Raw genomic sequence first — 26,978 nt, 5'->3', positions numbered from 1 at the left:
TGCAGCGTGGAGCTACGGACCTTGCGCTACTTCGTGGCGGTCGCCGAGGAACGTCACTTCGGCCGGGCCGCCGCCCGGCTGCACATCAGCCAGCCGCCGCTGAGCCGGGCGATCAAGCGGCTGGAGGCCGATGTCGGGGCCCTGCTCCTCACCCGTTCCCCGGCCGGGGTCACGCTCACGCCGGTGGGCTCGGTGCTGCTCGACGAGGCGCGGAGCCTGCTCGACCATGCCGAACGCGTCCGGGCACGCGTGAGCGCGGCGGCCGGCGTCGCGAGCATCACCGTCGGCATTCTGGGCGACGGCACCGACCCGGGCGTGGCCAGGCTGGCCGCCGCCTTCCGCCGACACCACCCCGGCGTCGACATCCGCGTCCGCGACACCGATCTGACCGACCCGACCTGCGGGCTGCGCGCCGGGCTGGTCGACGTCGCGCTGACCCGGGCGCCGTTCGACGAGACCGCCCTGACGGTGCGTACGTTGCGGAGCGATCCGGTCGGCGTGGTCCTGCGCGCCGACGACCCGCTGGCCCGCCATGACGGACTGCGGCTGGCCGAACTGAGCGACCGCCGCTGGTTCCAGTTCCCGCCGGGCACCGACCCCGTCTGGCAGTCGTACTGGAACGGCGGCAGCCCGCGCGAGGGCCCGGTGGTGCGCGCCGTCCAGGAGTGCCTTCAGGCCGTGCTGTGGAACGGCACGGTCGGCCTGGCCCCGCTCGGACACGACCTGCCGGTGGAACTGGCCCTGGTGCCGCTGACCGACATGCCGCCGAGCCGGGTGGTGGCGGTGTGGAACGAGGGCGACACCAACCCGTTGATCCGCTCCTTCACCGAGACCGCGACAGCCGCGTACCGCCACTGAGCACCGGCGGCCACGGCTGCCGCGACGCGTGAACCCGGACGATCCGGGGGCCGGGCGGCGTGGCCGGGTGGGCGTCCCGACCGCGGTGGCCCCCGCACGCGGCACACGTCACGACGGGGCGCTGTCAGTGGGGGCTGGCAGGGTGGCGGCGTGACTACCTTGCTGCTTACCGACGTCGAGGCGGCCATTCGCGGTGGATGGGGGCCCGACACCTTTCCCTCCGACGCGGCGACCTCGTTCGATCCCCGCAATCCGGCCCGCGGGCAATGCGGTGTCACCGCTCTCGTCCTGCACGACCTGCTCGGCGGCGACCTTCTGCGCGGCGAGGTCCACGTCGACGGCCGACGCACCGACTACCACTGGTGGAACCGGCTCGGCGCAGGCGTCGAGATCGACCTCACCCGCGAGCAGTTCCGGCCCGAGGAAACCGTCACCCCCGGCGTCGTCGTGCCGCGTCCGCCCGGCCCGCCCCGGCGGCTCAACGCGGAATACGAACTCCTGCGGGCCCGCGTCCTGCTCCGCCTCGCCGCGCCTTCGTCACGATGACACCCGCACCTCGTCCCGGATCTCGGCCGTCAGGTCCGCCATCTTCCGCAACGGCAGCGCTGCCGGGGACCCTGGCGTCGTCTCCAGCACCGTCCCCCACGTGTCCGCGTCCGCCCACGCGCACTCCGGGAACGCGGTCCTCCGCCCGTTCTTGCTGAACGCCACCACCTGGCACGTGAACGTGGTGGCCGCGCCCGCCACCGTGAAATCGCTCGGCTTCACCGTGACCGCCGTGTCCGGCGCGTTCGCCGAACCACTCAGCAACTGCGCCCGGTCGTGCGCCGGGTCGGTGTTCACCTCGCCGTACGCGCCGGTCACCTGGAGCACGGTCCCGTCAGCCGCCGTGTACTGGCCGCTCCGCCACGTGTGGCCGCTCGTCCCGACCGCCTTCGTCAACTGCGAACTGTCGTCCCGCGCCAGCGTGTACCGGCCGCCATCCAGCGCCTTCGGCAACGTGATCTCGTACCGGGGACGACTCGCCGACGACGCCACGCCCGACGGCGACGCGTGCCGGACGCTCGCCGACACCGTGTGCCGCCCGCCCGTCGTCACCGCGGCCGTCGCCCCCGCGACCACCACCACCGCCGCCGCGACCGCGGCCACCACGACCCACGTTCTTCGCCGCTTCGGGGACGGCGGCACCTGCGGCGGTACGCTCACGCGCCCAACTCGCCCCTCGCCACGGCCCCGACGAACGCGCGGAACGCCTCCGGCGAGAACCCGAGCGCGGGCCCGGTGGGGTTCTTGGAGTCCCGGACGGCGACGAGGTCGGGGAGTTCGGCGACCTCGACGCAGTCCCCGCCGTGATCTGCGCTGTAAGTCGACTTGCGCCACTGGACGTTGCCCAGCGCGGCCACCTCTACGCACTCCCCGCCGTGGTCGCCGCTGTAGCTGGACTTACGCCACGACGCTCCGATCAGCTCCGTGCTGCTCTCCATAGCGCTCCTCCATCACCCGGCCGATCAACTCCGCCGACTTCTCCACGGACAGCGCGGCGGCTTGCAGGTGATCGTAACGGAGCGAACGCATACGCAACTCCTCCGGATTCGCGGTCATCCTGGGCTCGTAGTGCTCGTCGTAGACGATCTCGGGGTCGTCCTCGAAACGCAGGATGTTGAACGACCCGGCCATACCTGTGTGCGCTCCCGCCGAGAACGGGAGGATCTGGATGTTGACCCACGGGTTGTCGAGGAAGGACAACAGATGCGCCAGTTGGCCTCGCATCACCTCCTTACCGCCGATCTCCTGATAAAGGACTGCTTCGCTCATGATCGCCCAGAACAGCGGCGGGTCTTCGCGTTCCAGGATGTGATGGCGTTCCATCCGGGCCGCCACGCGCTCGTCCAGCTTGTCGTGCTCCAGGACGCCCAGCACGGCGCGTGCGTACTCCTCCGTCTGCAACAAGCCGTGGACCAGGTGCAGCTGGAAGCTGTGGATGTGCGTCGCCTTCGCTTCCAGGTCCGCGTACGGCTGAAACCAGGCGGGCAGTTGGCTTCGCATCACCAACCGCCAGATGCGCATCAGCGCACCCTCCGTGTCGAGCGCCGTGTCCACCCGCAGGGTGAAATCCTTCGTGGCGACCTTGCGTGCCGTCTCGATCTGGCCGATCAGGCTGCCCGTGCAGAAGACGCACGCGCCGAGCTGCTTCAGCGTGAGTCCGGCCGCTTCGCGGAAGCGGCGCAGCTCCGCCCCGTAGTAGTCCAGCGGCGACGCGCTCGGATCGAGTTCGCGGACGTTCGTCATGGCGTGGCCTCCCCAACTCCGTGACGGGTTGTCTCTGTTCCGTAGCCGAGCGTAGCGAGCGCGGCGCACTCTCGTCCCGTGAACGAACTCATCCACTCGCCGCGCACCCACTACCGCCTCCACCTCGTCGTGGGCGCCCACTCCGCGCGGCACATCCGGCGTATCGTCCGCGCGCATCTGCGGCTGTGGGGCCTGCGCGAACTGACGGACGCCGCCGAGCTGGCGGTGACGGAACTGGTCGCCAACGTGGTGCGGCACGTGCCGGGGCGCCGCTGCACGATCGTGCTGCGCAGGCGCGGGGACGCGTTGCGGATCGAGGTGTCCGACGACTTCGCCGGCCTGCCGCGCGTACGGGACGCGGACGTGCTGGACGAGGGCGGTCGCGGGCTGGCCATGGTCGGGCTGGTCTCGCGGGCGTGGGGCATCGAGCGGGACGCGCACGCGCCGGGGAAGACGGTGTGGTGCGAGATCGGGGGAGAGGAGGCGGACAGCGCGGAATGACGGCGCGCACGAAGACGGCCCGCGCGCCCCGGCGTGCGTGAGAGCGACCGTCTCATCTGCTGAGCGCCGACCGGGGGCGCGGCACGGACACCGTAGGCTTGGCTCGTGACCGTGAACGCTGAAACCACTGCCAGGCGTGACACCTGGCGCGACCTTCCCGCGGCGCAGCAGCCCGAGTGGCCCAACCCCGAGGCTCTGCGCGACGTCGTCGCGGAGCTGGAGTCGTATCCGCCCCTCGTGTTCGCCGGTGAGTGCGACCAGCTGCGCGCCCGCATGGGAGCCGTCGCCCGTGGTGAGGCGTTCCTGCTCCAGGGCGGCGACTGCGCCGAGGCGTTCGACGGCGTCTCCGCCGACCAGATCCGCAACAAGCTCAAGACCCTGCTCCAGATGGGCGCGGTCCTGACGTACGCGGCTTCCGTGCCGGTCGTCAAGGTCGGCCGGATCGCCGGGCAGTACTCCAAGCCGCGTTCCAAGCCGACCGAGACGCGCGACGGCGTGACGCTGCCGACGTACCGCGGCGACAGCGTCAACGGCTTCGAGTTCACCCCTGAGGCTCGCACGCCGGACCCGGAGCGGCTGAAGCGGATGTACCACGCGTCCGCCGCCACGCTGAACCTCGTGCGCGCCTTCACCACCGGCGGCTACGCCGACCTGCGGCAGGTGCACGCCTGGAACCAGGACTTCGTGAAGTCGTCCCCGTCTGGCCAGCGCTACGAGGCGCTCGCCCGCGAGATCGACAACGCGCTGAACTTCATGGAGGCGTGCGGCACCGACCCGGCGGAATTCCGCACGGTCGAGTTCTTCTCGTCGCACGAGGCGCTGATCCTGGACTACGAGTCGGCGCTGACCCGCGTCGACTCGCGTACCGGCCAGCTGTACGACGTCTCCGGCCACATGGTGTGGATCGGCGAGCGTACCCGGCAGCTGGACGGCGCCCACCTGGAGTTCGCCTCCCGCATCCGCAACCCGCTCGGCGTCAAGCTCGGCCCGGCCTCGACGGCCGAGGACGCGCTGACCCTGATCGAGCGCCTCGACCCGGAGCGCGAGCCGGGCCGGCTGACGTTCATCACCCGTATGGGAGCCGACAAGGTCCGCGACCGGCTGCCCGAGCTGGTCGAGAAGGTCACCGCGTCCGGCGCCCAGGTCGCCTGGGTCTGCGACCCGATGCACGGCAACACCTTCGAGGCGGCCTCCGGCCACAAGACCCGGCGCTTCGACGACGTGCTGGACGAGGTCAAGGGCTTCTTCGAGGTGCACAAGGGCCTCGGCACCCACCCGGGCGGCATCCACGTGGAGCTGACCGGCGACGACGTGACCGAGTGCGTGGGCGGCGGCGACGAGATCTTCGTCGACGACCTCCACCAGCGCTACGAGACCGCCTGCGACCCGCGGCTCAACCGCAGCCAGTCGCTGGACCTGGCGTTCCTGGTCGCGGAGATGTACCGGGGGCAGTGAGCCCGTCTGCGGCGCGATTCTGCCCGCGACGCCTGGCGTGGGCGGGCGTGCCCGCGGCGCCTGGTGCGTACGTACGACGAAGGGGTGCGGATCACATCGATCCGCACCCCTTCGGGGTTTCTGCGGGCTGGCGGGCTGGGTAAGGTTAGGTTAACCTCATCAACGGATCGGGCGACTGCCCGACGCCCACGCCCGCCCGACCCGGGAGTCCCAGGTGTACGTATGCCACTGCTTCGGCGTCACCGAGGCTCAGGTGCACGCGCACAAGGAGGCCGGGGCCTGCACGCCGCGTGAGGTCGCGTCCGCGTGCAAGGCGGGGACGGACTGCGGGTCCTGCGTCCGCCGGATACAGGCGCTGCTCGGGCGTGAGCCCGCCGCCCGGTGCAAGCCGTCCCGCGAGGACCTTCAGACCCGGCTGACGCCGACCGCGAAGCCCGCACCGACCGCCAGGTCCGTGCCGGTCACCAAGCCGGCTCCGGTCACCAGGCCGGTTCCGGCCGTCGCCGCGGTCGTCGGGAAGGCCGTCGGCACGGTGTCCGCGTCCGTGGCCGCCTGACGGCCGCGACCCCTCCGGCCCTTCCGGCCGAGCACCCCGCGTTCCGCCCCGCGAGGGATCAGCTCTGCGACGGCTGCTCGATCAGCTGCGCGATGTAGAGCGGCTCGCCGAGCTTCTGCAACAGCTCCAGCTGCGTGTCCAGGTAGTCGATGTGCTCCTCCTCGTCGGCGAGGATCGACTCGAAGATGTTGGCCGACGTGATGTCGCCCTTGGTGCGCATGACCTCGATGCCGCGCCGCAGGCGGTCGATCGCCTCGACCTCGACCTGCCGGTCCGCCTCGAACATCTCGGTGACCGTCTGCCCGACGCGGACGTGGAAGAGCCGCTGGTAGTTGGGCAGGCCCTCCAGGAAGATGATCCGGTCGGTGAGGACCTCCGCGTGCCGCATCTCGTCGAAGGACTCGGCCCTGGTGTGCCGGGCGAGTTTCAGCCAGCCGTAGTTCTCCTGGAGCTTGGCGTGCAGGAAGTACTGGTTGATCGCGGTCAGTTCGCCGGTCAGCTGCTCGTTCAGGAACTCGATGATCTCGGGATCGCCCTGCATGACGCGGCCGTCCTTCCTCAGTCCGGTGGGGCATGTGCGCCTGCTGCGGCGCCACGTCCGCGCATCCTCGCACCGGTGGCCCCACACGATCCAGTAAGCACACACTTAACCTGGCTTGTCCTCGATGCTCACGGGCTGGTGAGGGAGCATGCCGTCCGGTCTGTCACCATGGAGACATGGGTCTGTCGGAACGCCGCGAAGGGGAGCTTCCTCCCGGTCAGCGGCTCCAGCGGGGCTGGCCCGTTCTGCACTACGGCCCGGTGCCGCGGTTCAAGCCGGACCGCTGGGAGTTCCGGGTCTTCGGCGCCACGAAGGACGGCGACAAGCACTGCTGGGACCACGAGGGCTTCTCGTCGCTCCCGTTCACCACGGTGACCGGGGACTTCCACTGCGTCACCAAGTTCTCGATGCTCGGGGTGGAATGGGGCGGGGTCTCCGCCGCGACACTCCTCGAACTCGCGCCTCCCGCGCCCGGGGTCACCCACGTCATGGTGTGGGCGGAGTACGGCTTCAGCTCCAACCTGCGGATCGAGGACTTCGCCGACGACAAGTCGATATTCGCCACGCACCGCGGGGGCGAGCCGCTCATCGCGGAACACGGGTTCCCGGTGCGGCTGATAGTGCCGCATCTGTACGCGTGGAAGGGGCCGAAGTGGGTGCGCGGCGTGGAGTACATGGTCGCCGACCGCCGCGGCTTCTGGGAGGAACGCGGCTACCACAACCTCGGCGACCCGTGGCGTGAGCAGCGCTACTCCTACCAGGAGGAGCCGGGCGACGGCCCGGAACTGTAGCCGTCAGGGCGCTCCCGGGTTCACGCCTCGCCTTCCCGCAACGCCTTGTCCCTTCGGGCTTACGCCTCGCCGTCCCGCAACGCCTTGCCCCTTCGGGCTTACGCCTCGCCGTCCCGCAACGCCTTCAGCCGCGCCACGTCCACGGCGTGCTGCTCCTTCGGGCCCGGCGTCTCGATGACCAGCGGGACGCCCTCGGTCGCCGGGTGGGCGAACAGGTCGCCGAACGGGCCCGAGCCGATGTGGCCGGCGCCGATGTTCTCGTGGCGGTCCTTGTGCGCGCCCGCGACGTCCTTGGAGTCGTTGGCGTGGATCAGCCGCAGCCGCCCGGGACCGCAGACGTCCACCAGCTCGTCCAGCAGGGCCTTCGTGCCGCCCGGGGCGGCCATGTCGTGCCCGGCGGCGAAAGCGTGGCAGGTGTCGAGGCAGACGCCGAGCCTCGGGTGGCGGTCGAGGGCCTCGAAGTACGGGCCGAGGTCCTCGGCGAGCGCGCACAGCGAGGCGCCCTGCCCGGCGGTCGGCTCCAGCAGCAGCCAGGGGTCGTCGTCGTGCGTCAGCTCGTCCAGCAGGGGGCGCACGCGTTCGCGTACCTGCGCGAGCGCGACCTCACGGGTGCGGCCGCCGGTCGCGGAGCCGGTGTGCACGACCACGCCCAGCGCGCCGATCGCCCGGCCCCTGCGCAACGAGTGCCGCAGCGACTCGACCGACTTGTCGACGGTGGCCTCGGTGTGCGAGCCGAAGTTGATCAGGTAGGGCGCGTGCACGTAGGCCGGAACGCCCTCGGCCGCGCACTGCTCACGGAACGCGGCGTCCTCGCGCGGGTTGCCCTGCGGGGTGGCCCACCCGCGCGGATTGGCCACGAAGACCTGCACGGCCTCCGCCCCCATCTCCCGCCCGTACGCCAGCCCGTTCGAGGCCAGCCCACCGGCGACGGGCACGTGCCCCCCGATGGGGTTGCGGGACGGGGAACGGAGGATGTCGCTGCTCACGCGTCCAGGATGTCATGCGCCCGGGGCCGCTACGGGGTGCGGGCTCGCGTCAGCGGGCCCACAGGGTGATCGTGGTGTTCTTCGGCTGCATGCTTCCGCCCGCCGGGTCCTCGTTGAAGACCTTGCCGGTGAAGAACAGCTGGATCACGCTGACCTTGAAGCCCGCCGCCTGGAGGGTCTGCTTCGCCGTGTCCACGTCCTGGCCGGTGACGTCCGGGACCTTGAACAGCTGCTGGCCCTTGGAGATCGTCAGGGTGATCGTGTCGCCCTGCGCCACCTGGCCGTTCGCCGGGGACTGCTGGGCGACCGCGTTCTTCGGCACGTCGTCGGAGAAGACCGGGGTGCCCGCGATCCGCACCTTCAGGCCGAGCCCCTGGAGCTTCTGCTGCGCGTCGCTGACCGACGAGCCGATCACGCTGGGCACGGAGACCGCCTTGCCCTTGCTGACCGTGAACGCGATCGCGTCACCCGTGCTGCGCGGCGTGCCGCCGGGCGGGTCCGTCGAGACGACCGAGCCCGCCGGAACCGTGTCGCTGAACGCCTGCGCCACCGTCCCCGGCGTGAGACCCGCCGCCTTCACGCTCTTGCGCGCCTGGTCCAGCGGCTCACCGGCGACTTTCGGCACGTCCACGTGGCGTACGCCCCGCGAGACCACGACGTGCACGGTGCCGTTGCCCCGGATGCGGCCGCCCGGACCGGGGTCGGTGGAGATCACGTCGCCCTTGGCCACCGTCGCGCTGTAGTCCTCGGTGACGCGCACGCCCAGGCCCGCCGCGTGCAGCTTCTGCTCGGCCCGCGCCTTCGGGATCGCCAGGACCGCGGGCACGTTGGTGAACTGCCCCGCGCCCACGTACCAGACCACCGCGCCGCCGCACAGCAGCACCGCCAGCGCCACCAGCACCGCGATCACCCCGCGCCGGGGCATCCCGCGACGGCCCCGCCCGGACGAGGCGGCCGTCGCGTCGGTGTCGTCCGGCCTGACGAGGTCGGGCGGAACCTGGTAGCGGCTCGTGCGGTTCAGCTCGCCGCCGCCGTGCGGCTCCAGGCGGTCGGTCCGCTCGGCGTCGGCGGACGTGCCGCGCCGCAGGACCGTCGTGCGGTCGTCCGCACCGGACGCCCTGCCGGACGCCGCGCCCGGCGGGACCGCGTCGAGCTGGGCGGGCGTGAGCGCGGCACGGACCGTGCGCAGCAGGCCGAGCAGTTCGACCGCGTCGGCCGGACGCGCCTTCGGGTCGCGGGCCGCGGCGCCCTCCACGAGCGCGTCCAGCTCCTCGGCCATCCCCGGCACGGCGGCCGACGGCGGCGGGACGTCCTCGTGCAGATGCTGGTAGAGCACGGTCGCGGGCGTGGCGCCGTCGTACGGCTTGGCGCCGGTCAGCATCTCGTACAGCAGCACCCCGCACGCGTAGACGTCGGTGCGCTGGTCGGCCGTGCCGTCCTGGATCTGCTCCGGGGCGAGGTAGGAGACCGTGCCCAGGACCGAACCGGTGGAGCTGGTGGTCTCGGTGCCCACCGCCCGTACCAGGCCGAAGTCGGCGACCTTGACCCGGCCGTCGTCGCCGATCAGCACGTTCTCCGGCTTCATGTCCCGGTGCACCAGGCCCGCCCGGTGCGCGGCGCCCAGCGCGGCAAGGACCGGCTCCAGGATGTCGAGCGCGGCCCTGGGCGGCAGCGCGCCCTGCTCGCGCAGCACGTCGCGCAGCGTGCAGCCCGCCACGTACTCCATCGCGAGATAGACGTAACCGCCGTCCGCGCCCTGGTCGAAGACCCCGACGACGTTGGTGTGGTCCAGGCGGGCCACCGACTTCGCCTCGCGGATGAAGCGCTCGACGAAGACCGCGTCGGCGGCGAGCGCCGGGTGCATCACCTTCAGCGCGAGCACGCGGTCGAGGCGGGTGTCCACGGCCCGGTAGACCGTGGCCATCCCACCCACGGCGATCCGCTCCTCGATCCGGTACCGGCCGTCCAGCACCAGGCCGACGAGGGGGTCGTGCAAGGTCGTGTCCACGGAACGTGAGTCTACGAGGACCGGGGCGCCCCGCCGCGCCCCCGGTCGGCTCCCGCGCCGGGCCGATGCGCTACTGCGACAGAACTGTGACGGGGGCGGGCGGATCGGCCGGGCCGCGTCCGGTCAGGCTCAGAACGCCGGGCGCTCCGGGTCGTACGAGACGGGCGCGGCCAGGTCCGCGACGCCCTCGGCGGGGGAGGAGGCGAGGGCGTGGAGCCTGCGCGGGATGCGGCCCGCGCGCTGCGCCAGGCGGCCCGCCTCGACCGCGTGCCGCATCGCCCGAGCCATGAGCACCGGTTCCCGCGCCCGGGTGACCGCGGAGGCCAGCATGACCGCCGCGCAGCCGAGTTCCATGGCGAGCGCCACGTCGGAGGCGGTGCCCGCGCCCGCGTCCAGGATCACCGGGACGCCCGAACGCTCCACGATCAGCTGGAAGTTGTGCGGATTGCGGATGCCCAGGCCCGAACCGATCGGCGAGCCCAACGGCATGATCGCCGCGCACCCGACGTCCTCCAGCTTCCGCGCCAGCACCGGGTCGTCATTGGTGTACGGCAGCACGGTGAAGCCGTCGTCCACCAACGTCTCGGCGGCGTCGAGCAGTTCGACCGGGTCGGGCAGCAACGTGCGCTCGTCGGCGACCACTTCGAGCTTGATCCAGTCGGTGCCCAGCGCCTCCCGGGCCAGCCGCGCGGTGAGCACGGCCTCGCCCGCCGTGAAGCAGCCCGCGGTGTTGGGCAGCGGACGGATGCCGTGCGCGGACAGCACGCTCAGCACCGAACCCTGGACCGAGGGGTCCAGCCTGCGCATCGCCACCGTCGTCAGCTCGGTGCCGGACGCCAGCAGCGCCCGTTCCAGCACGTCCAGGCCGGTCGCGCCGCCGGTCCCCATGATCAGCCGGGAGCCGAACGCGGTCCCCGCGATCACCAGCGGATCGCCGTCGGCCGTCTCCTGCGTCACGACCGCCACGTCAGCCTCCCTGCACCGCGGTCAGGACCTCCACCCGGTCGCCGTCGCCCAGCGGCGTACGGCCCCACGCGCCGCGCGGCACCACCGCCTCGTTGACGGCGGCGGCGACCCCGGAGCGCGCGGTGGTGAGCGTCGCGACCAGGCCGTCGAGCGTCAGCCCGTCCGCCACCTCGCGCGGTTCGCCGTTCACGGAGAGGTTCATACGGTCTGCTCCTGGGGTGAGGGTGTCGCGGAGGGCGGGAGGCCGTACGCGGGCGGGGCCCCCGGGGCGTCGGCGCCGCCGAAGCGCCCGGGCGTGAACGGCTCCGCGTACGGCGGCAGCCCGCCGTGGGTGAGGGCGTGCGCCATCACGTCCCCGGTGACCGGCGTCAGCAGCACCCCGTTGCGGTGGTGACCGGTGGCCAGCAGCAGCCCGGGCAGCCCGGTCGGCCCGAGCAGCGGCGCGTTGTCGGGGGAGCCGGGGCGCAGTCCGGCCAGCGTCTCGACCAGCGGCAGTTCGGTGATCCCGGGGACGAGTTCGTGCGCGTCCCGCAGCAGTTCGTAGACCCCGCCCGCGGTGACGGTGGTGTCCCAGCCCAGCTCCTCGCTGGTCGCGCCGATCACCAGCTCGCCGTTCTCCCGCGGCACCAGGTAGACGTGCCCGCCGCGCACCACCGCCCGTACGGTCCGCGACAGGAACGGCGCGTACGCGGGCGGCACCCGCAGCCGCAGCACCTGCCCCTTGACCGGCCGCACCGGAGGCACCACGCGCGGCGGCACCCCGGCGATCCGGCCGCTGCGGCTGCCCGCCGCCAGCACGACCCGCCCGGCGGACAGCGCGGTGCCGTCCCGCAGCACCACACCCTCGGCACGGTCGCGCGCCACCGTGATCCGTTCCACCGGCTCGCGGTGGAAGGCCACCCCGGCGCCCTCGGCGGCCTTCAGCAGGGCGGCGGCCAGGCGGCGCGGGTCGATCTGGTGGTCGCCGTCCACCCGCAGGCCGCCGCGGACCCCGGGCGCCAGCATCGGTTCCAGGCGGCGGCACTCGCGGCCGGTCAGCCACTGCGCGTCCAGGCCCAGCGAGCGCTGGAACGCGTGCAGTTCGCGCAGCTCCGAGCGGTCGTCGGCGTCGAGGGCGACGGCGAGCGTGCCGCACGGGCGGTACCCGAGGTCGAGCCCGGTCGCCCCGGTCAGCTCCTCGGCGAAGGCCGGATAGCGGCGGGCGGAGGCGAGGTTGAGCGCCAGCAGCGTCTGCTCGCCGTACTGCAGCTCTGTCACCCCCGCCAGCATCCCGGCGGCCACCCGCGCCGCGCCGCCACCCGGATCCGGGTCGGCCACCGCCGTGCTCAGGCCGTGCTGGGCCGCCCGCCAGCCGGTGACCAGGCCGATGATCCCACCGCCGACGACCACGACGTCGTAGGCGGGGCACCGCCCGGACGACCGTGGGGGTGTCGGTGTCGGTGTCGGTGTCGTGGCGGGCGCGGGCGTCTTCGCGAGCGCTGTCGTGGGTGCCGGCGTCGCCGATGTCGCAGGCGGTGCCGTCGCCGCCTGCTCGGCGGGCGCCGCCCTCGTCGTGGCCGTCGTCGTTCCGGAAACACGCATGACCGGTCCGCTCCTCCCTTCGCCGGCATGACCCGGATCAGGTTCCTACGGTCGGCGGCCGCCCAGCCGCCCTCTCAGCCCGGTCGTCCGGGCTCCCGCGAGTGCACTACGGCGGCCACTGTAGTACGCGGTCCCGGCGCCCTGAAGAGTGAGCCCACGGTGACGGTGTGTCAGAGATCTCGCCGCACGCTGCTGCGGCATCCGGCCCGTACGGCGTTACCGTGATCGCGTGAGTGACGAACGGAGCGTGCGACGAGTCGTGGTGGTCGGCGCCGGCATGGCCGGGGTGCGGACCGCGGTGTCCCTGCGCGAACTGGGCTTCGCCGGCTCCGTGACCCTGATCGGCGAGGAATCCCATCCGCCCTACGACCGGCCCCCGCTGTCGAAGTCGGTCCTGCTCGGCGCCGCCGACGGCTCCGCGTTCGACGTGGACTTCGACGGCCTCGGCATCGACCTGCGGCTCGGCGTGCACGCCGACGCGCTGCGCCCGGCCGAGCACGAGGTCGTCACCACCGCGGGGGCGCTGCCGTACGACAAGCTGGTGATCGCCACGGGGGCCGCGCCGATCACCCTGCCGGGAGCCGCCGGTCTCACCGGGGTCCACGTGCTGCGCACGCTGGACGACGCCAACGCGCTGCGGCCCGTGCTGGCCGCCGGGCGCGAGGTCGTCGTGGTCGGCGCGGGCTGGATCGGCGCCGAGTTCGCCACCGCCGCCCGCGAGGCCGGATGCCCGGTCACCGTCGTCGAGGCCGCGGCCCGCCCGCTCGCCTCGGTCCTGCCCGCCTCCGTCGCCGAACCGATGCGGCAGTGGTACGCCGACGCGGGCGTCACGCTGCTGACCGGACACCGGGTGGCGCAGGTCGAACCGGGAGCCGTGGTGCTGGACTCCGGAGCGCGGCTGACCGCGCACGCCACGGTCGTCGGCGTGGGCGCCCGGCCCGACACCGGCTGGCTCGCGGGCTCCGGCCTCACGCTCGGGCCCGACCGCGCGGTGCTCGTCGACGACCGGCTGCGCGCCGACGTGCCCGACGTCCACGCGGTCGGCGACTGCGCCTCCTTCCCCTCCGCGCGCTACGGCCGCCGCCTGCTCGTCCACCACTGGGACAACGCGGTGCAGGGCCCGCGCACCGCCGCCGCCAACGTGCTCGGGGCGGACGAGGTCTACGACCCGGTGCCGTACTTCTGGTCGGAGCAGTTCGGCCGCTTCGTGCAGTACGCGGGGTGGCACGCGGAGGACGATCTGATGGTCGTACGCGGCGACATGGACAGCACGGCGTGGTCGGTGTGCTGGCTGCGGGACGGCGCGCTCGCCGCGCTGCTGGCCGTCGGACGCCCGCGCGACCTGGCGCAGGGCCGCAAGCTCATCGAACGCGGCGCGCTGCTGGACCCGGAGGCGGCGGCGGACCCGTCGGTGCCGCTGAAGACGGCGGTGCGCAGCGCGGTGTCGTGACGCCGGGGGCGTGATCCCGGGGCGGGCCGTGGTTCCGTAACCCTGGTGGGGGCGTGCGGGGCTCTTCGCGCGCGGGCGTGGGGGCTGTCGCCCTTGGCTTGGCGGGGGCTGTCGCCGTAACCCTGGTGGGCGGCGGCGTGTCGCCCGCCGGGACCCGTCCGGGTTCCGGTTGTCCGTGGCGGATGGCAGGCTTGTCCTGTGACCGAGATCGACACCAAGACTGACTCCCTCGTACCCTCCTGGCTCACCTTGCCCGACGTCGCCGAGCGACTCGGCCTCGAAGTGACCCGCATCCGCCCGCTCATCAAGGAAGGCCAGCTCATCGCGGTGCGCCGCGGTGAGAACCGGGTGCTGATGGTCCCCGCCGACTTCATCGGCGACGGCAAGGTGATCAAGGGGCTCTCGGGGACGCTGACGCTCCTGAAGGACGACGGCTTCACCGACGAGGAGGCGCTGGAGTGGCTCTTCACGCCTGACCCCACCCTGCCCGGCACCCCCGTCCAGGCCCTGCGCGAGAATCGCGGGACCGAGGTGAAGCGCAGGGCCCAGGCGCTCGCCATGTGACCGTTCCCCCTCGACCATGACGGGGGCGGTCGGGTGGCCGTCCCCGTCCGGGGGCGGACCGGCCGCCCCCGTCGACGGGGGCCCGACCAGGGCCAGGGGAGCGCCGCAGCCATGACCTCATCCGGGACCACGGGGACCACGCCGCTCGGCACGACCTCGGGGACGGCGCCCGGGACCGCCGGTACGACGCCCGCCGCGACCGCCGCGGGGGCGCCCGACGCGACCGCCGTGGGCGCCGAACGTCGCGCCCGCCTCGCCGACGCCCGGCTCTACCTGTGCACCGACGCCCGCCGCGACCGCGGTGACCTGCCGGAATTCCTCGACGCGGTGCTCTCCTGCGGCGTCGACGTCGTCCAGCTGCGCGACAAGGGCATGGAGGCCGCGGAGGAACTCGACCACCTCGCCGTCTTCCGTGAGGCCTGCCGCCGGCACGGCAAGCTGCTCGCCGTCAACGACCGGGCCGACGTCGCCCACGCCGCCGGGGCCGACGTGCTCCACCTCGGGCAGGGCGACCTGCCGGTGCCCACCGCCCGCGCGATCCTGGGCGACGACGTGATCATCGGACGGTCGTGCCACGCCGAGGCGGAGGCCGCCGCCGCGTCCGTCCAGCCGGGCGCCGACTACTTCTGCACCGGGCCGTGCTGGCCCACCCCGACCAAGCCGGGCCGCCCCGCGCCCGGGCTGCCGCTGGTCGAGTACGCCGCCGGGCTCGGCACCGACCGGCCCTGGTTCGCCATCGGCGGCATCGACCTGACCACCGTCGACCAAGTGCTGGCCGCGGGAGCCCGCCGCGTCGTCGTGGTCCGCGCCATCACCGACGCCGACGACCCCGCCGACGCCACCGCCCGCCTGGCGGCCGCGGTGCGCAACGCGGACTGAACGCGGGCCGGTATGCGACTTCCCGGAGGCGAGCGGCGCCGGATGCCCGTCGTCCCCGTTGTCCGGATTCCGTCCACCCGACGACCGATGGTTGTCCATATGGTGAATCGGGCTCTCGTACCGTCCGCGACGCCTATAGCCTGCGTATATGGCCCTTGGAACACCTTCCACCAGGACCGATCGCGCGGTCACCATCCGTGAGCTGCTGGCCTCCGGTGAGCGCTCGTACTCGTTCGAGTTCGCCGCGCCCAAGACCGAGAAGGGCGAGCGGACCCTCTGGAACGCCATCCGGCGCATCGAGATGGTCGGGCCCACGTTCGTCTCGGTCACCTACGGCGCCGGCGGCTCGTCCCGCGAGGGCACCGTCCGCGCGACCGACCGCATCGTCTCCGACACGACGCTGACCCCCTGCGCCCACCTGACCGCCGTCAACCACTCGGTGGCCGAGCTGCGCAACATCATCGGCCAGTACGCGGACGCGGGCATTCGCAACATGCTCGCGGTGCGCGGCGACCCGCCCGGCGACCCGATGGGGGAGTGGGTCCCGCACCCGCAGGGCCTCACCTACGCCGCCGACCTGGTCCGGCTGATCAAGGAGTCCGGCGACTTCTGCGTCGGCGTCGCGGCGTTCACCGAGACGCACCCGCGGTCCACCGACCCGGCCACCGACGCCCGGCACTTCGTCGACAAGTGCAGGGCGGGCGCCGACTTCGCCATCACCCAGATGTTCTTCGACGCCGACGCGTACCTGCGGCTGCGGGACCGGGTGGCCGCCGCGGGCTGCGACACGCCGATCATCCCGGAGATCATGCCGGTCACCAACGTCCGCCAGATCGAACGTTTCTCGCAGCTCGGCAACGCGCCCTTCCCGCCCGAACTGGCCGAGCGCATCATGGCGGTGAGCGACGACCCGGTGGCGGTGCGCGAGATCGGCGTGGAGTTCGCGACCGAGATGTGCCGCAGACTGATGGCGGAGGACATTCCCGGGCTCCACTTCATTACGCTGAACCACTCCACGGCATCCCTGGAGATCTACGAGAATCTCGGTCTGCACCAGAGGTCGTGAGAGGCTCGCGTGGGTGAGCCCGTCGTCCCGGAGAACCCGGCGGCGGCGACGGTGATCGGTGAGGAAGTGCGGACATGGGCTACGCAGTGCTCTACGTCGCGTTCGGTGTCGTCGCGCTGTGGCTGCTGGGGGAGGTGCTCTTCCAGCACAAGGCGCGACTGCGCTGGCGGCTGGCGGCCTTCACCGGGTTCCTGTGCGTCGTCGTCGGCGTCGCCATGCACGAGGTGGTGATCGTCGCGCTGGGCGCCGTCGCGTTCGGCACCGGTCAGGCCTTCGTCACGCTCTCGCACCGGCGCGGGTTCTCCACCGGTTGGGCGGTCGGTGGGCGGCCCGGCACCAGCCGCCGCCGCAAGACCGGTGGCAGGACGGCAGGGCAGGCCGGGCCGACCCTGGAGGTGTCGGCCGTCGAGGCGGCCACCGCGGGCGACGCCGTGACGCCGCCCGTCGACGCGGACGCCGACGACCTCGCGGCCACCGGCGTCATGGACCCGGTCGCCGACGAGACGGCCTTCGCCACCTTCGGCGCCTACGGCCACGCCGCCGCCCCCACCGGGGACGGCGACGACTCCACGCAGGTCTACTCACCGGTGCCGATGTCCGACGACAGCGGCGAGTACCCGGCGTACACCGACCACTCCGGCTACGGCTCCGACCCGTACGCCACCGGCGGCTACGGCAGCGACGCGCCGGAGCCCCAGCCCGCCACGGCGTACGGGTACGACATCTTCGGCGGCCAGGAAGGGCTGGACGACGTCTTCGCGGCGGGCGCCGCCCCCGGCTACGGCGGCTTCGCGGGCGCGGCGCAGGGCTACGACGAGCAGGCGTACGTACCGCAGCAGGGCTACGCACAGCAGCCCTACGCCCAGGACCCCTTCGCCCAACAGCCCTACGACGCCGACCAGTTCGGGACTGACCAGTTCGGGACCGACCAGCCGGGCGGCGACCCGCTGGGGCAGTACCTCCAGCAGCCCTACGGTCAGCAGCCCGGCTACGACCCCTACGCCGCGCCCCACGGGTCGTACGCGCCGCAGCAGGACGGCGGCCAGGCACCGCAGCAGCAGCCGTACGGCTACGACACCCCGCCCGAGGGCGTCTGGACGCCGTCCGGCGGCCACCCGGGCGAGCAGGCCCACATCCCGCAGCAGGCACCGCCCGCCCACGACCACGAGACGCGCACGCCCGACCCGTACGAGCCGTATCCGTACGGCTAGTACTCGGCCCTTCGGCGGCCGTCTTCATGCCCGGCGCTCAACGGCCCTCGCCGTGCGCGGCGTTCAGCGGCTGCCGCCCGGGCCGCCCGCGACCAGGTCGGCCACCATCGCGCCCGACATGCCCGCGTGCGCCAGCCCGCCGCCCGGATGGGCCGAGCCGCCCACCAGGTAAAGACCGCGCGGGACACCGCGGTTGGCGGTGCGCAGCCACGCGCCGTCCGCGCCCGCCAGCGCCGGGGCGGGCACCGCGCCGCCGGGCGCGCCCGTCTCGCGTTCGGTGTCGGCCGGGGTGCGCACCTCGCGCCACAGCAGCCGCTCCGCCAGCCCCGGTATCGCGGCGCCCGCGACGGCGACGACCCGGTCGGCGAAGGCGTCGGCGTATCCGGGGGCGCGCCAGTCCACCGCGCCCTGCGGCGGCACCGTGACGCTCAGCACGGCCGCCTCGTGGCCGGCGTCGGGGACCAGGCGGTCGTCGTCCGGCCGCAGCACCCGCACGGTGGGCGCCGGGCCGTCCGGCGAGCCGTCGTGCGGCGCGTCGGTGCCGTGCACGACGGTGCGGTGGGCGGCGTCGGCGGGACGGGCCCCGCGCAGCGCCAGCAGCACCACGAAGCGGCCCAGGTCGCCGGGGAGCGGCTCGCCGGGGGCGCCGCGCACCACGACGTCCGCCTCCTGCCGCGTGCCGTCGGCGAGTTCGACCCCCGTCGCGCGGCCGTCCTCCTCGACGACGCCGGTCACCTCGGCGCCGAAGCGGAACTCGACCCCGCGCTCCTCGCACCGCTCGTACACCGCGTCGGCCAGCGCGCGCAGGCCGCCGCGCACGTACCAGCTGCCGAAGGTCTGCTCCATGTACGGCAGGACGGCGGCGCTCGGCGGCGCCTGCCGCGGGTCGAGCCCGTAGGACAGCACGCACTCCGACAGCAGCGCGGTCAGCCCGGGATGACGCAACTCCCGCTCGCCCACGGCCGCCACCGTCGCGGGGGCACGGCGCAGCAACCCGCGCTTCAGCGCCGGGTACGGGTCCCGGCCCAGAGGAGCGGTGTCCTCGCGCAGGGTGTCCTCCAGCAGCGGGCGGCGGGTGCGCTCCCACACGACGCGGGCCCGGCCCAGGAAGTCGCCCCAGCGCTCGCCGACTCCGGCGCCGAACGCCGCGTCCAGGGCGGAGATCACGCCCGCGCGCGAGGCGTTGGGCAGGGCGAGGTCCGTGCCGTCCGGGAAGAGGTGGCGGCTCGCGGGATCGACCTGGACCAGCTCGACGCACTCCTCCAGCGGACGCTTGCCGGTCTTGACGAACAGATCGCGGTAGACCGCGGGCAGATGCAGCAGGGCCGGGCCGGTGTCGAACGCGAAGCCGTCCCTGCGGAAGGCGCCCACCGCGCCCCCGTAGGTCTCCGCGCGCTCGAAGACCGCCACCCGGTGGCCCTGAACGGCCAGCCGGGCGGCCGTCGCCAGCGAGCCCATACCTGCGCCGATCACCGCAATCCGTCCCATGCCGAGGACTGTAGCGGCACCCACTGACAGCCCCGCGCGGCAGGGGCGAGGGAACGCGTGAGTACCCGTACTCAGGCGCCGGGATGAGTAGTAGTGCGGATGGCGGGACGGGTGTGACGGGAGAGGGTGGAGCCCACGGACGGGACGCGCACCGGCACCGCGGGCACGGGGCCGCGGAACGGGGCGGCGGCCGGTCCGCGACCGGGGGAGACGGGGGAAGCGCCGGTCCGGTGCGGCTCGAAGGGGGATGGAGCCGCACCGGACCGGCGCGCCCGTTCCCGGCCTTCAGGCCGTGTCACGCGACCGGCGCACGCCGTTCAGACCCTCGGGCCCCCGACGCGCCCCTGCAACAGCCGGGACAGCGCCGCGTGGACGTCGTCGATGCTGCGGGCGGGCTGGAACGCCTGCCAGTCCAGCGCCGCGACCAGGACCATGCCGAACAACGCCGACGCGGTCAGCGGCACGTCGATCTCGTCGCTCAGCTCGCCCGCGTCCACCGCCGCGCCGAGTACCTTCTCGACCACGGCGACCGCCTCCTGGCGGACCATCATCAGCGTGGACTGCCAGGCCCGGTTGGTGCGCCACAGCTCCGCCACGTACAGCTGCGTGAACGACGGGTAGCGGGCGATGAACTCCAGCCCGGCCCTGATCATCGCGTCGAGCGCGTCGACGTTGCTCCCGCCGGACGCCACCGCGCCCTCGGACGCCTCGCGCAGCGACGCGGTGAGCAGCCCCACACCGTGCCGCAGCAACTCCTCGAACAGATCGTTCTTGCTGGCGAAGTTGTAGTACACGGTGCCCTTGGCGACCCCCGCCCGCTCGGCGATCTCGTCCACCGTGGTGGAGGAGAACCCCTGCTCCGCGATGAGGGTGACCGCGGCCTCGTACAGCTTCTGCCGGGTGGCCTCACGTCTCGCGCTGTTCATGCCCCTGATTCTCCTCCCCCTGCCACCCGCGTCCGCTCACAGGCTGATCTCCGGGTGCAGCCGGTCCACCGTCCACACCTGCTTGCGGCGCGCCGTCCACGCCGTGAGCATCAACGAGCCCGCGGTGAACGCCAGCAGCACCAGGCACGCCCGCCACACCGGCCACATCTCGCCCCCGGTGATCAGGTGACGCAGCCCGTCGACGATGTAACTCATGGGCAGGAACGGGTGGATGGCGTTGAAGAAACCGGGCGATGTCTGCACGGGGTACGTGCCGCCCGCAGAGGTGAGCTGGAGCATCAGCAGCGCCAGCACCAGCACGCGTCCGGCCGGGCCGAAGCGTGCGTTGAGCCACTGCACGATCGCCGCGAAGCAGGAGGTGACCAGGAGCAGGAACGCCACCGTCCCGGTCGTGCGCACCATGTCGAGACCGATCGCCCAGTGCAGCACCGACAGCAGGGCCGCCACCTGGAGCACCCCGACCGCCGCCACCGGCAGCCATCCGGCGAACGCGATCCGCCAGGCCGGTGCGCCGGCCGCGAGGGCGCGCCGGTTGAGCGGCTGCATCAGCATGTACGCCACCATGGCGCCGACCCACAGCGACAGCGGGATGAAGTACGGCGCGAAACCGGTGCCGTAGTTGTCCGCCTTGTGCGTCGCCTGCGCCGCCAGCTGCACGGGATCCGACATCACGGAGGTGCGCGCGTCGCGCTGCTTCGTGTCGTAGTCCGGTATCTGCCCGACACCGTCGCGCAGCCCGGTGGCCAGCTGGTCGGACCCGTCCGCCAGCTTGTACAGGCCGCCGTCCAGCGTCTGCGCGCCGTTCTGCAACGTGCCCAGGCCGCCGGCGAGGGTGTCGCCGCCGTTCTTCAGCGTGCCGAGGCCGCTGTCGAGCTGCCCGGCCCCCGAGTCGAGCTGCCCGGCGCCCTGCTTGGCCGAGGTCAGGCCGGTGTGCAGGGAGTTGGCGCCCTGGGCGAGGGCGTGCACTCCGGAGTTCAGCTCGTTGACCTTGCTGACGGCCGTTTGTATGTCGTCCGGCAGGTGCGGCGCCTCGTTCGCGAGCTGCTGGGCGAGGGTGTGCAACTGGCCCAGCTGCGTGCCCAGATCGCTCAGCGTCCCGGAGTTCTCGTGCACCAGGGTGTCGAGTTGGGAGGCGACCGAAGCGACCACCTTGCCGGCCGCCACCTCCTGCTTGAGCGCCGGGCACGCCGGGTCCGGCGTCGCCGCGCCCTCGCACCGGGTGGTGTACGACGTGCGCAGCTCCTCGTACGCGGACTTCGCCTGGCTGTCCGCCTGGTCGACCGCCTTCGGCAGCTGCCCGAGGTTGTCCTCGATGGTCTTCGACGCGTCGGCGACCAGCTGCGCGGCGGCGCCGATCTCCTGGTAGTGGTCCTTGACGAACGGCTCCACCTGACCGGCGACCGCGTTCACCTTGTCGGCGAGCTGCTGCGTGCCGTCCGCGGCGGTGGTGGCGCCACCGGCCAGGGTGGACGAACCGCTCTCCAGCTTGCCCAGACCGGTGTTCAGGGCGCCCGCGCCGCCCGCGAGCGCGTCACTGCCCTGCTTGGCGGTGCCGAGGCCCGCGGCGAGCTTGTCGCCGCCCTTCTTGGCCGTGCCCAGTCCGCCGGCGAGCTTGTCACCGCCCTGCTTGGCCTGGCCGAGCCCGCCTGCGAGCTGTCCCGCGCCGTTGGCGGCCTGCTGCGTCTTGTCGTGCAGGTCGGCGAACGACACGAAGATCTTGTCGTAGAAACCTCGGGACGCCTTCGCCGACGCCGCCGACCGGATCTCCGAGAAGACGGTGCGCGAGATCTGCCCGACGATGTAGTTGTTCGCGTCGTTGGTGCGCACCTGGAGCGCGCCGGTCTGCGGGTCGTTCCCCGAACTCGACGCGATCCTGCGGCTGAAATCGGCGGGGATCGTCAACGACAGGTAGTACGTGCCGTTCTCGACGCCCTTGGCGGCGTGCGCGGCGTCGGTGGTCTTCCAGTCGAAGCTCTCGCTGTTGCCGTTGAGGCTGTGCACCAGGTCGGCGCCCGCGTCGATCCGCTTGCCGCCCACCGTGGCGCCCTGGTCGGCGTTGACGAGTGCCACCGGAACCTTGTCCAGACGCCCGTACGGGTCCCAGAAGGACCACAGGTACAGCGCGCCGTACAGCAGCGGAAGCAGCAGCAGGGCCGCCATCGCCGCCCTGGGCAGCCGCCCCCTGCCGAACTTGCGCAGCTCAAGCGCGGCCAGCCTCGGCGTACGCATCCGCCGCCCCCTCCTCGGTCTCTTCGGTGTCCCCGGTGTTCTCGGTGGCCCCGGTGTCCTGCGGGTCCTCTTCCGCGTGTTCCTGCGCGGCGCCGAGCCGTACGGTCAGCGCCTCCACGGATTCCGGCGCCTCGGTGCAGGCGGCGACGACCGTGATCCCCGAGTCGGCGACCGCACGCAGGAGCGCCCACGCCGCCGCACGGTCGGCGGAGGCCAGCTTGTGGTCGGCGTCGTCCACCGCGAGCAGCCGGGGCCCCTGGATCAGCGCGAGGGCGACACCGAGACGCAGCGCCTCCAGCCGCTCCAGATCGCGCACGGAGGTGCGCGGGCCCTTCGGCAGCGTGTCCAGGTCGAGCCCGGCGCTCTCCAGCGCCTCGTCGATACGCGCCCGCGCCCGCGCGGCACGCTCCTTGCGGGGCCGCAGCAGGGAGAGCGGCGAACCGTCGAACCGCCGTTGCAGCAACGCGCGTTCCCGCAGGTGCTCGGCGACGGTGAGCGCGGGGTCCAGCTCCGCCACGCCCTCCACGGGGCCGGTCGCGGTGAACCGCCGCACCGCCGCGAGGTGCTTGGGCAGCGTCACGCCGCCGACCTCGGCGCGGCCCTCGGTGGCCCGCATGCGGCCGGTCAACGACAGCAGCAGGCAGGTGCGGCCCGATCCGGACGCGCCCTCGACCGCGATCAGGGTTCCGGGTGGCGCGTCCAGCGTGACGCCCCTGAACACCCATCCCCGTGGCCCCTTGAGCCCGAACCCCTCGGCCTGCACGGCCGCCCCGCGTGGGGCGCCGGTGTCGCGGTCGGTCATCTGCCCCTCCCTGGCTGTCTGCCCCGGTCGGCTTCCCCGGGCCTGACCCTTCGAACTTCTTTGAACTGACTGGTCAGTCTAAAAGTATCATGACCGGCCACGGACGGAAGTGTCGAAACAGCGCGGGAGGGTGTGCGGTTGGCCACGGAGAGGGTGCCCGGGAGGGCGCGGATGATGGGGGGCGGCGGCCGTTCGTGATCGCTCGGGGTCGGTCGCGTTCGCTTGGGGTGGGTCGCGATCGCTTGAGGTTGCGCGCGATGGCTGCGGGCGCTCGCGGTTCGGAAGGGGCCGGGGAGTCGGGACTGGACAGGGCCGGGGATTCGAGGCAGGACAGGGACAGGAGGGTGACGCCGTGTCGTTGCGGGAGACGTTCGACGAGGGGGCCGAGGGGTACGACAGGGTCAGGCCCCGGTATCCGTCCGCCCTGGTCGCCGCACTCGCTTGCCGCGCCCGCCTCGGGCCCGGCACCCGCGTCCTCGAAGTAGGTCCCGGCACCGGGCAGTTGAGCGTTCCGCTGGCCCGCCTCGGCGGCACGCTCGTCGCCGTCGAACTCGGTCCCGCGCTCGCCCGGGCCGCCCGCCGGAATCTCCCCCCCTGGCCCGGCGCCCGCGTCGAGGTGGCCGCGTTCGAGAACTGGCCGCTGCCGCCCGAACCGTTCGACGCCGTGGTCAGCGCGACCGCGTTCCACTGGATCGACCCCGCCGTGCGGGTCGTCAAGGCCGCCGACGCGCTCGTGCCCGGCGGCACACTGGCCCTGGTGACCACGCACCACGTGGCCGGCGGCACGGAGCCGTTCTTCGAACGCGTCCAGCGCTGCTACGAGCGCTGGACGCCGGGCACGCCGCGAGGGCTGCGGCTGCCGGACGAACGCGAGGTGGCAACGGACACCGGGGAGCTGGAGCGCTCCGGGCGGTTCGGCGAGGCCGAAGTCACCGCGTACGCCCAGGAGATCGCGTACTCCACCCGCGAGTACCTCGACCTGCTGCTGACCTACTCCAACCACCGCGCCCTGCCGTCCGGCGCGCGGCGCGGGCTGCTGGACTGCGTGGGCGGGCTGATCGAGGGGGAGTTCGGCGGCCGGGTCACCAAGCGGTACCTGCACGAGCTGATCACGGCACGTCGGACGGCGTGAGCGGGCCCGGCGGGGCTGGCGGTGCTGGCGGTGCGGCCCGGGCCGAGCTGAGCCGGGCCGGGCCGAGGCACGCCGAGGCGGGCCGGGCCGAGGCAGGCCGGGTCGAACAGGGCCCGCGCGGCGTGAGCGGGCCCGGAGCGTTCCGCGGAGCTGAAATGCCCGCCCGTTTCTGGGGTATGCGCAGGTCAGGGCGGATTGTCAGTGGTGTGCCCCACTATGACAGCAAGCAAGCGAACCGTCGTTGGAAGCGGAAGACCAGCAGCGGGGCCCGGTGACGGGCGCCCGCAGACAGGAGGTCGTCATGGCCGCCACCGCAGCAGCGCGCCACCGTCACGCCGCGACGCCCCCGGCGTCCGGCCCGCCGAGCGATGTCCACCCCGTCCTGCGCAGGATGGCCGCCCCGCCCGCCGCGCTCGACCTGCTGGCCCAGGCCCGGGCCGGCCTCGACGAGGCGGAGACGCTGACCACGCCCAACGAGCGCTACGCCACCGCCCATCTGGCAGCGCTGCGCACCACCGCCGCCGTGCTCGCCGTCAAGGGGCGCCCCGATCACACCCCGCGCAAGCGGCAGCGGATACGCAGCGCGTGGGAGGTGCTGCCCGAGGTCGCTCCCGAACTGGCCGAGTGGAGCGCGCTGTTCGCCTCCGGCGCCGAGCGCAGGGCCAGGGCCGAGGCGGGCATACCCGGCGCGGTCGACGCCCGTGAGGCGGACGACCTGATACGCGCGACCGGCATGTTCGTCCGCATCGTCGAGCGGCTCCTGGGCCTCCAGACACCGCTGGCCTAGCCCCGCCATGCCCTGAAGACCCCTGAAGACGCCCGAGGGAGGCGGGCGAAGGGGACCGGGGACGGGCGACCGGGAAAGGATCGCGACGCGACCGGAACCGGTGACGGCATGCGGGCGGGGCCGGTGGCGGCACGCGAACGGGACCGCTGACAGCACGCGATCCGGCTGGTGACGGCACGCGACCGGCTCGGTGATGGCACGCGACCGGGACCGGTGACGGCGCGCAAAGCGGACTCCTGGCGGCGCGCAAGCGAGCTGGTGACCGCGCGCGAGCGGGCTGGCGACAGCGCGCGACCGGGCTGGTGACGGCCGTGCGGCAGGGGTGGGCGGTGCGCCGTCGGGGGAGGCCGGAGGCAATAAGGTGGACGCACCGACCCCCGGTCGACCCCAGCCCCCTCGCGAGGAGCCGTTCCGCCGTGTCAGACCCGCTGCGCCCCCGAGCGTCCCTGCGTACCGCCGTGGTCTGGGAGGTGCTCAAGGACGCCCTGGACCGGCAGGCCAAGGCCGCTCCCGACGGCACGCTGGACGTTCTGGACACCGGCGGCGGCACCGGCAACTTCGCCGTGCCGGTGGCCCGTCTCGGCCACCGGGTGACGGTCGTCGACCCCAGCCCCGACGCGCTGTTCGCCCTGGAGCGGCGGGCCGCCGAGGCCGGGGTGACCGACCGCGTCCGCGGGGTGCAGGGCGACGCGCACGGACTGCTGGACGTCGTGCCGACCGGCTCGTACGACGTGGTGCTCTGCCACGGGGTCCTGGAGTACGTGGACGACCCCGCCGAGGGCGTGCGCAACGTGGTCGGCGCCCTGCGGGCGGCCGGCACCCTCAGCCTGCTCGCCGCCGGGCGCAACGGCGCCGTGCTCGCCCGCGCCATCGCCGGGCACTTCACCGAGGCGCAGCGCGGGCTGGCCGACCCCGAGGGACGCTGGGGCGAGGGCGACCCGCTGCCGCGTCGGTTCACCGCCGAGGACCTGACCACGCTGGTCTCCGCCGCAGGCCTGGAGGTGGCCTCGGTGCACGGCGTGCGGGTCTTCGCCGACCTGGTGCCGGGCGTGCTGGTGGACACCGAGCCCGGGGCGCTGGAGGCGTTGCTGAAGCTGGAGCTGGCCGCCGCCGGGCTTCCCGCGTTCCACTCGATCGCCACCCAGCTGCACGTCCTCGCCCGCCGGGGCTGATCCGTCCGGCCCGCCCGCGCCGGACGGAGTCGCTCACGGCCCCCCGCCGGGCCGTCCTGGACCGTATGATCTGGGTAAAGCAATCGCAGCATGATGAAACGACGGTCGGGGAAGAACATTCCTCGTCCGCCGCACGCGACTCCGCAGGTACGCGACACGTGGATCGGCGGCTGATTGGCGTAGAGGGGCGGGTTTCACGGGGGCGAATCCCTGCCTATCCTGAAAGGGTCGTACCGGTCGCACCCCCTGCGACCGACGAGTAGGAGGACTCCGTGCCGCTCTCGGAGCACGAGCAGCGCATGCTCGAGCAGATGGAGCGAGCGCTGTACGCCGAAGATCCCAAGTTCGCGTCGGCGCTTGAGGGAAGCGGGCTGCGCACGTTCACCCGGCGGCGCGTCTACCAGGCGGTGGCCGGTTTTCTGGTGGGCGTCGCCCTGCTGATGGCCGGGATGGTGGCACAGCAGATCTGGATCAGCGTCGTGGGCTTCCTGGTGATGCTCGGATGCGCCGCGCTCGCGATCGCCACGCGGCGGCGTGCCCTGCGCCCGCTGGACCCCCGCCCGAGCCCGGGGACGGGGACGCACCCGGGACAGTTCGGGCGGCACCCGCGCCGCAAGGGCCGGGTCATGGACCGCATCGAGGAGCGCTGGCAGCGCCGTCGCGACGAGCAGGGCCACTGAGCCCCGCGCCGCGCGACCGTACGGACGTACGAACTCCTC

General features: G+C 73.2%; 28 protein-coding genes and 1 riboswitch. Of the genes, 15 read left to right on the top strand and 13 right to left on the bottom strand.

All coding sequences use genetic code 11. From position 1 onward, the window contains the following. Positions 1–21: 21 nt before the first annotated feature. Together K7472_RS15245 and K7472_RS15240 are read left to right on the top strand one after the other, a co-directional pair. On the top strand, positions 22–858 hold the full coding sequence (locus tag K7472_RS15245; protein ID WP_252395679.1) for a LysR family transcriptional regulator: 837 nt from the start codon (positions 22–24) through the stop codon (positions 856–858). 150 nt (positions 859–1,008) lie between these two features. Then, positions 1,009–1,404 (top strand): YunG family protein, encoded by a 396-nt coding sequence (locus tag K7472_RS15240; RefSeq protein WP_222978196.1) that lies wholly within the window; start codon positions 1,009–1,011, stop codon positions 1,402–1,404. Here the strand turns inward: K7472_RS15240 and K7472_RS15235 are convergent. From K7472_RS15235 to K7472_RS15225, 3 genes are read right to left on the bottom strand one after another with little or no spacing between them, the layout of a single operon-like run. Beyond that, positions 1,396–2,064 (bottom strand): hypothetical protein, encoded by a 669-nt coding sequence (locus K7472_RS15235; RefSeq protein WP_222978194.1) that lies wholly within the window; start codon positions 2,062–2,064, stop codon positions 1,396–1,398. The two genes, K7472_RS15240 and K7472_RS15235, sit on opposite strands and share 9 nt — an antisense overlap. Then, the gene (locus K7472_RS15230) at positions 2,061–2,342 is read right to left on the bottom strand and encodes a DUF397 domain-containing protein (protein ID WP_222978192.1); all 282 of its coding nucleotides are present in this window, start codon (positions 2,340–2,342) and stop codon (positions 2,061–2,063) included. The genes K7472_RS15235 and K7472_RS15230 overlap by 4 nt, the downstream gene beginning before the upstream one ends. Then, a complete protein-coding gene (locus K7472_RS15225) occupies positions 2,302–3,147 on the bottom strand; it encodes a helix-turn-helix domain-containing protein (protein ID WP_222978190.1) in 846 nt (281 codons plus the stop codon). Before K7472_RS15225 ends, K7472_RS15230 begins: the two co-directional genes overlap by 41 nt. 78 nt (positions 3,148–3,225) lie before the next feature. Between K7472_RS15225 and K7472_RS15220 the strand changes: the two genes are divergently transcribed. The 3 genes from K7472_RS15220 to K7472_RS15210 all read left to right on the top strand — a co-directional run bounded on the left by K7472_RS15220 (position 3,226) and on the right by K7472_RS15210 (position 5,659). Next, complete coding sequence (locus K7472_RS15220) at positions 3,226–3,648, top strand: ATP-binding protein (protein WP_308013926.1); 423 nt, start codon at positions 3,226–3,228, stop codon at positions 3,646–3,648. Positions 3,649–3,753: 105 nt separating this feature from the next. Further along, positions 3,754–5,103 carry a class II 3-deoxy-7-phosphoheptulonate synthase gene (locus K7472_RS15215; protein ID WP_222978188.1) on the top strand — a complete coding sequence of 450 codons (1,350 nt, stop codon included), beginning with the start codon at positions 3,754–3,756 and terminating at the stop codon, positions 5,101–5,103. Between the two features lie 214 nt (positions 5,104–5,317). Beyond that, positions 5,318–5,659 carry a (2Fe-2S)-binding protein gene (locus K7472_RS15210; protein ID WP_222978186.1) on the top strand — a complete coding sequence of 114 codons (342 nt, stop codon included), beginning with the start codon at positions 5,318–5,320 and terminating at the stop codon, positions 5,657–5,659. A 58-nt stretch (positions 5,660–5,717) separates the two neighbouring features. Here K7472_RS15210 and bfr read toward each other — a convergent pair whose 3' ends face one another. After that, on the bottom strand, positions 5,718–6,200 hold the full coding sequence (gene bfr / locus K7472_RS15205) for a bacterioferritin (protein WP_222978184.1): 483 nt from the start codon (positions 6,198–6,200) through the stop codon (positions 5,718–5,720). A gap of 176 nt (positions 6,201–6,376) precedes the next feature. Here bfr and K7472_RS15200 point away from each other — a divergent pair, with 176 nt between their 5' ends. Further along, entirely contained in the window at positions 6,377–6,991 is a 615-nt protein-coding gene (locus tag K7472_RS15200; RefSeq protein WP_222978183.1) for a sulfite oxidase-like oxidoreductase, read from the top strand. Positions 6,992–7,089: 98 nt separating this feature from the next. Here the strand turns inward: K7472_RS15200 and K7472_RS15195 are convergent, their stop codons facing one another. From K7472_RS15195 to thiO, 5 genes are all read right to left on the bottom strand, one after another. Further along, the gene (locus K7472_RS15195; RefSeq protein WP_308013925.1) at positions 7,090–7,977 is read right to left on the bottom strand and encodes a deoxyribonuclease IV; all 888 of its coding nucleotides are present in this window, start codon (positions 7,975–7,977) and stop codon (positions 7,090–7,092) included. A gap of 49 nt (positions 7,978–8,026) precedes the next feature. Then, complete coding sequence (gene pknB, locus K7472_RS15190; protein WP_222978182.1) at positions 8,027–9,985, bottom strand: Stk1 family PASTA domain-containing Ser/Thr kinase; 1,959 nt, start codon at positions 9,983–9,985, stop codon at positions 8,027–8,029. Between the two features lie 129 nt (positions 9,986–10,114). Next, positions 10,115–10,951 carry a thiazole synthase gene (locus K7472_RS15185; RefSeq protein WP_222978181.1) on the bottom strand — a complete coding sequence of 279 codons (837 nt, stop codon included), beginning with the start codon at positions 10,949–10,951 and terminating at the stop codon, positions 10,115–10,117. A 1-nt stretch (position 10,952) separates the two neighbouring features. Then, positions 10,953–11,153 (bottom strand): sulfur carrier protein ThiS, encoded by a 201-nt coding sequence (gene thiS / locus K7472_RS15180; protein WP_222978180.1) that lies wholly within the window; start codon positions 11,151–11,153, stop codon positions 10,953–10,955. Continuing rightward, the gene (gene thiO / locus K7472_RS15175; RefSeq protein WP_252395644.1) at positions 11,150–12,532 is read right to left on the bottom strand and encodes a glycine oxidase ThiO; all 1,383 of its coding nucleotides are present in this window, start codon (positions 12,530–12,532) and stop codon (positions 11,150–11,152) included. Before thiO ends, thiS begins: the two co-directional genes overlap by 4 nt. Continuing rightward, positions 12,529–12,641, bottom strand: a riboswitch (TPP riboswitch). (Overlaps the previous gene by 4 nt.) 120 nt (positions 12,642–12,761) lie before the next feature. Between thiO and K7472_RS15170 the strand changes: the two genes are divergently transcribed. The 5 genes from K7472_RS15170 to K7472_RS15150 all read left to right on the top strand — a co-directional run bounded on the left by K7472_RS15170 (position 12,762) and on the right by K7472_RS15150 (position 17,702). Next, positions 12,762–13,982, top strand: coding sequence for an NAD(P)/FAD-dependent oxidoreductase (locus K7472_RS15170; RefSeq protein WP_222978179.1), 1,221 nt, complete (start codon positions 12,762–12,764; stop codon positions 13,980–13,982). Between the two features lie 198 nt (positions 13,983–14,180). Then, entirely contained in the window at positions 14,181–14,546 is a 366-nt protein-coding gene (locus K7472_RS15165) for an Rv2175c family DNA-binding protein (protein ID WP_222978178.1), read from the top strand. A 111-nt stretch (positions 14,547–14,657) separates the two neighbouring features. After that, the gene (thiE, locus tag K7472_RS15160; RefSeq protein WP_222978177.1) at positions 14,658–15,425 is read left to right on the top strand and encodes a thiamine phosphate synthase; all 768 of its coding nucleotides are present in this window, start codon (positions 14,658–14,660) and stop codon (positions 15,423–15,425) included. Positions 15,426–15,573: 148 nt separating this feature from the next. Next, a complete protein-coding gene (metF, locus tag K7472_RS15155; RefSeq protein WP_222978175.1) occupies positions 15,574–16,491 on the top strand; it encodes a methylenetetrahydrofolate reductase [NAD(P)H] in 918 nt (305 codons plus the stop codon). 74 nt (positions 16,492–16,565) lie between these two features. Continuing rightward, positions 16,566–17,702, top strand: coding sequence for a hypothetical protein (locus tag K7472_RS15150; protein ID WP_222978173.1), 1,137 nt, complete (start codon positions 16,566–16,568; stop codon positions 17,700–17,702). A gap of 63 nt (positions 17,703–17,765) precedes the next feature. Here the strand turns inward: K7472_RS15150 and K7472_RS15145 are convergent, their stop codons facing one another. The 4 genes from K7472_RS15145 to K7472_RS15130 form a co-directional block, all read right to left on the bottom strand. Further along, positions 17,766–19,190 carry a phytoene desaturase family protein gene (locus K7472_RS15145; protein ID WP_222978171.1) on the bottom strand — a complete coding sequence of 475 codons (1,425 nt, stop codon included), beginning with the start codon at positions 19,188–19,190 and terminating at the stop codon, positions 17,766–17,768. A 317-nt stretch (positions 19,191–19,507) separates the two neighbouring features. Beyond that, the gene (locus K7472_RS15140; protein WP_222978169.1) at positions 19,508–20,116 is read right to left on the bottom strand and encodes a TetR/AcrR family transcriptional regulator; all 609 of its coding nucleotides are present in this window, start codon (positions 20,114–20,116) and stop codon (positions 19,508–19,510) included. Positions 20,117–20,152: 36 nt separating this feature from the next. Beyond that, on the bottom strand, positions 20,153–22,366 hold the full coding sequence (locus tag K7472_RS15135; protein ID WP_222978167.1) for a YhgE/Pip family protein: 2,214 nt from the start codon (positions 22,364–22,366) through the stop codon (positions 20,153–20,155). Next, entirely contained in the window at positions 22,338–23,168 is an 831-nt protein-coding gene (locus tag K7472_RS15130) for an ATP-binding cassette domain-containing protein (RefSeq protein WP_222978165.1), read from the bottom strand. Before K7472_RS15130 ends, K7472_RS15135 begins: the two co-directional genes overlap by 29 nt. A 352-nt stretch (positions 23,169–23,520) precedes the next feature. Between K7472_RS15130 and K7472_RS15125 the strand changes: the two genes are divergently transcribed. From K7472_RS15125 to K7472_RS15110, 4 genes are all read left to right on the top strand, one after another. Further along, on the top strand, positions 23,521–24,300 hold the full coding sequence (locus K7472_RS15125) for a class I SAM-dependent methyltransferase (RefSeq protein ID WP_222978163.1): 780 nt from the start codon (positions 23,521–23,523) through the stop codon (positions 24,298–24,300). 301 nt (positions 24,301–24,601) lie between these two features. Next, complete coding sequence (locus K7472_RS15120) at positions 24,602–25,087, top strand: SAV_6107 family HEPN domain-containing protein (protein ID WP_222978161.1); 486 nt, start codon at positions 24,602–24,604, stop codon at positions 25,085–25,087. A gap of 416 nt (positions 25,088–25,503) precedes the next feature. Further along, entirely contained in the window at positions 25,504–26,259 is a 756-nt protein-coding gene (locus tag K7472_RS15115) for a methyltransferase (RefSeq protein ID WP_222978159.1), read from the top strand. A 272-nt stretch (positions 26,260–26,531) separates the two neighbouring features. After that, entirely contained in the window at positions 26,532–26,939 is a 408-nt protein-coding gene (locus K7472_RS15110) for an SCO2097 family morphological protein (protein ID WP_222978157.1), read from the top strand. Positions 26,940–26,978: the final 39 nt, after the last annotated feature.

The sequence above is a fragment of the Streptantibioticus parmotrematis genome (assembly GCF_019890615.1).
Lineage (GTDB): Bacteria > Actinomycetota > Actinomycetes > Streptomycetales > Streptomycetaceae > Streptantibioticus_D > Streptantibioticus_D parmotrematis.
The sequence above is the reverse complement of the archived record's forward strand: the minus strand, read 5'-3'. Positions and strand labels throughout refer to the sequence as shown.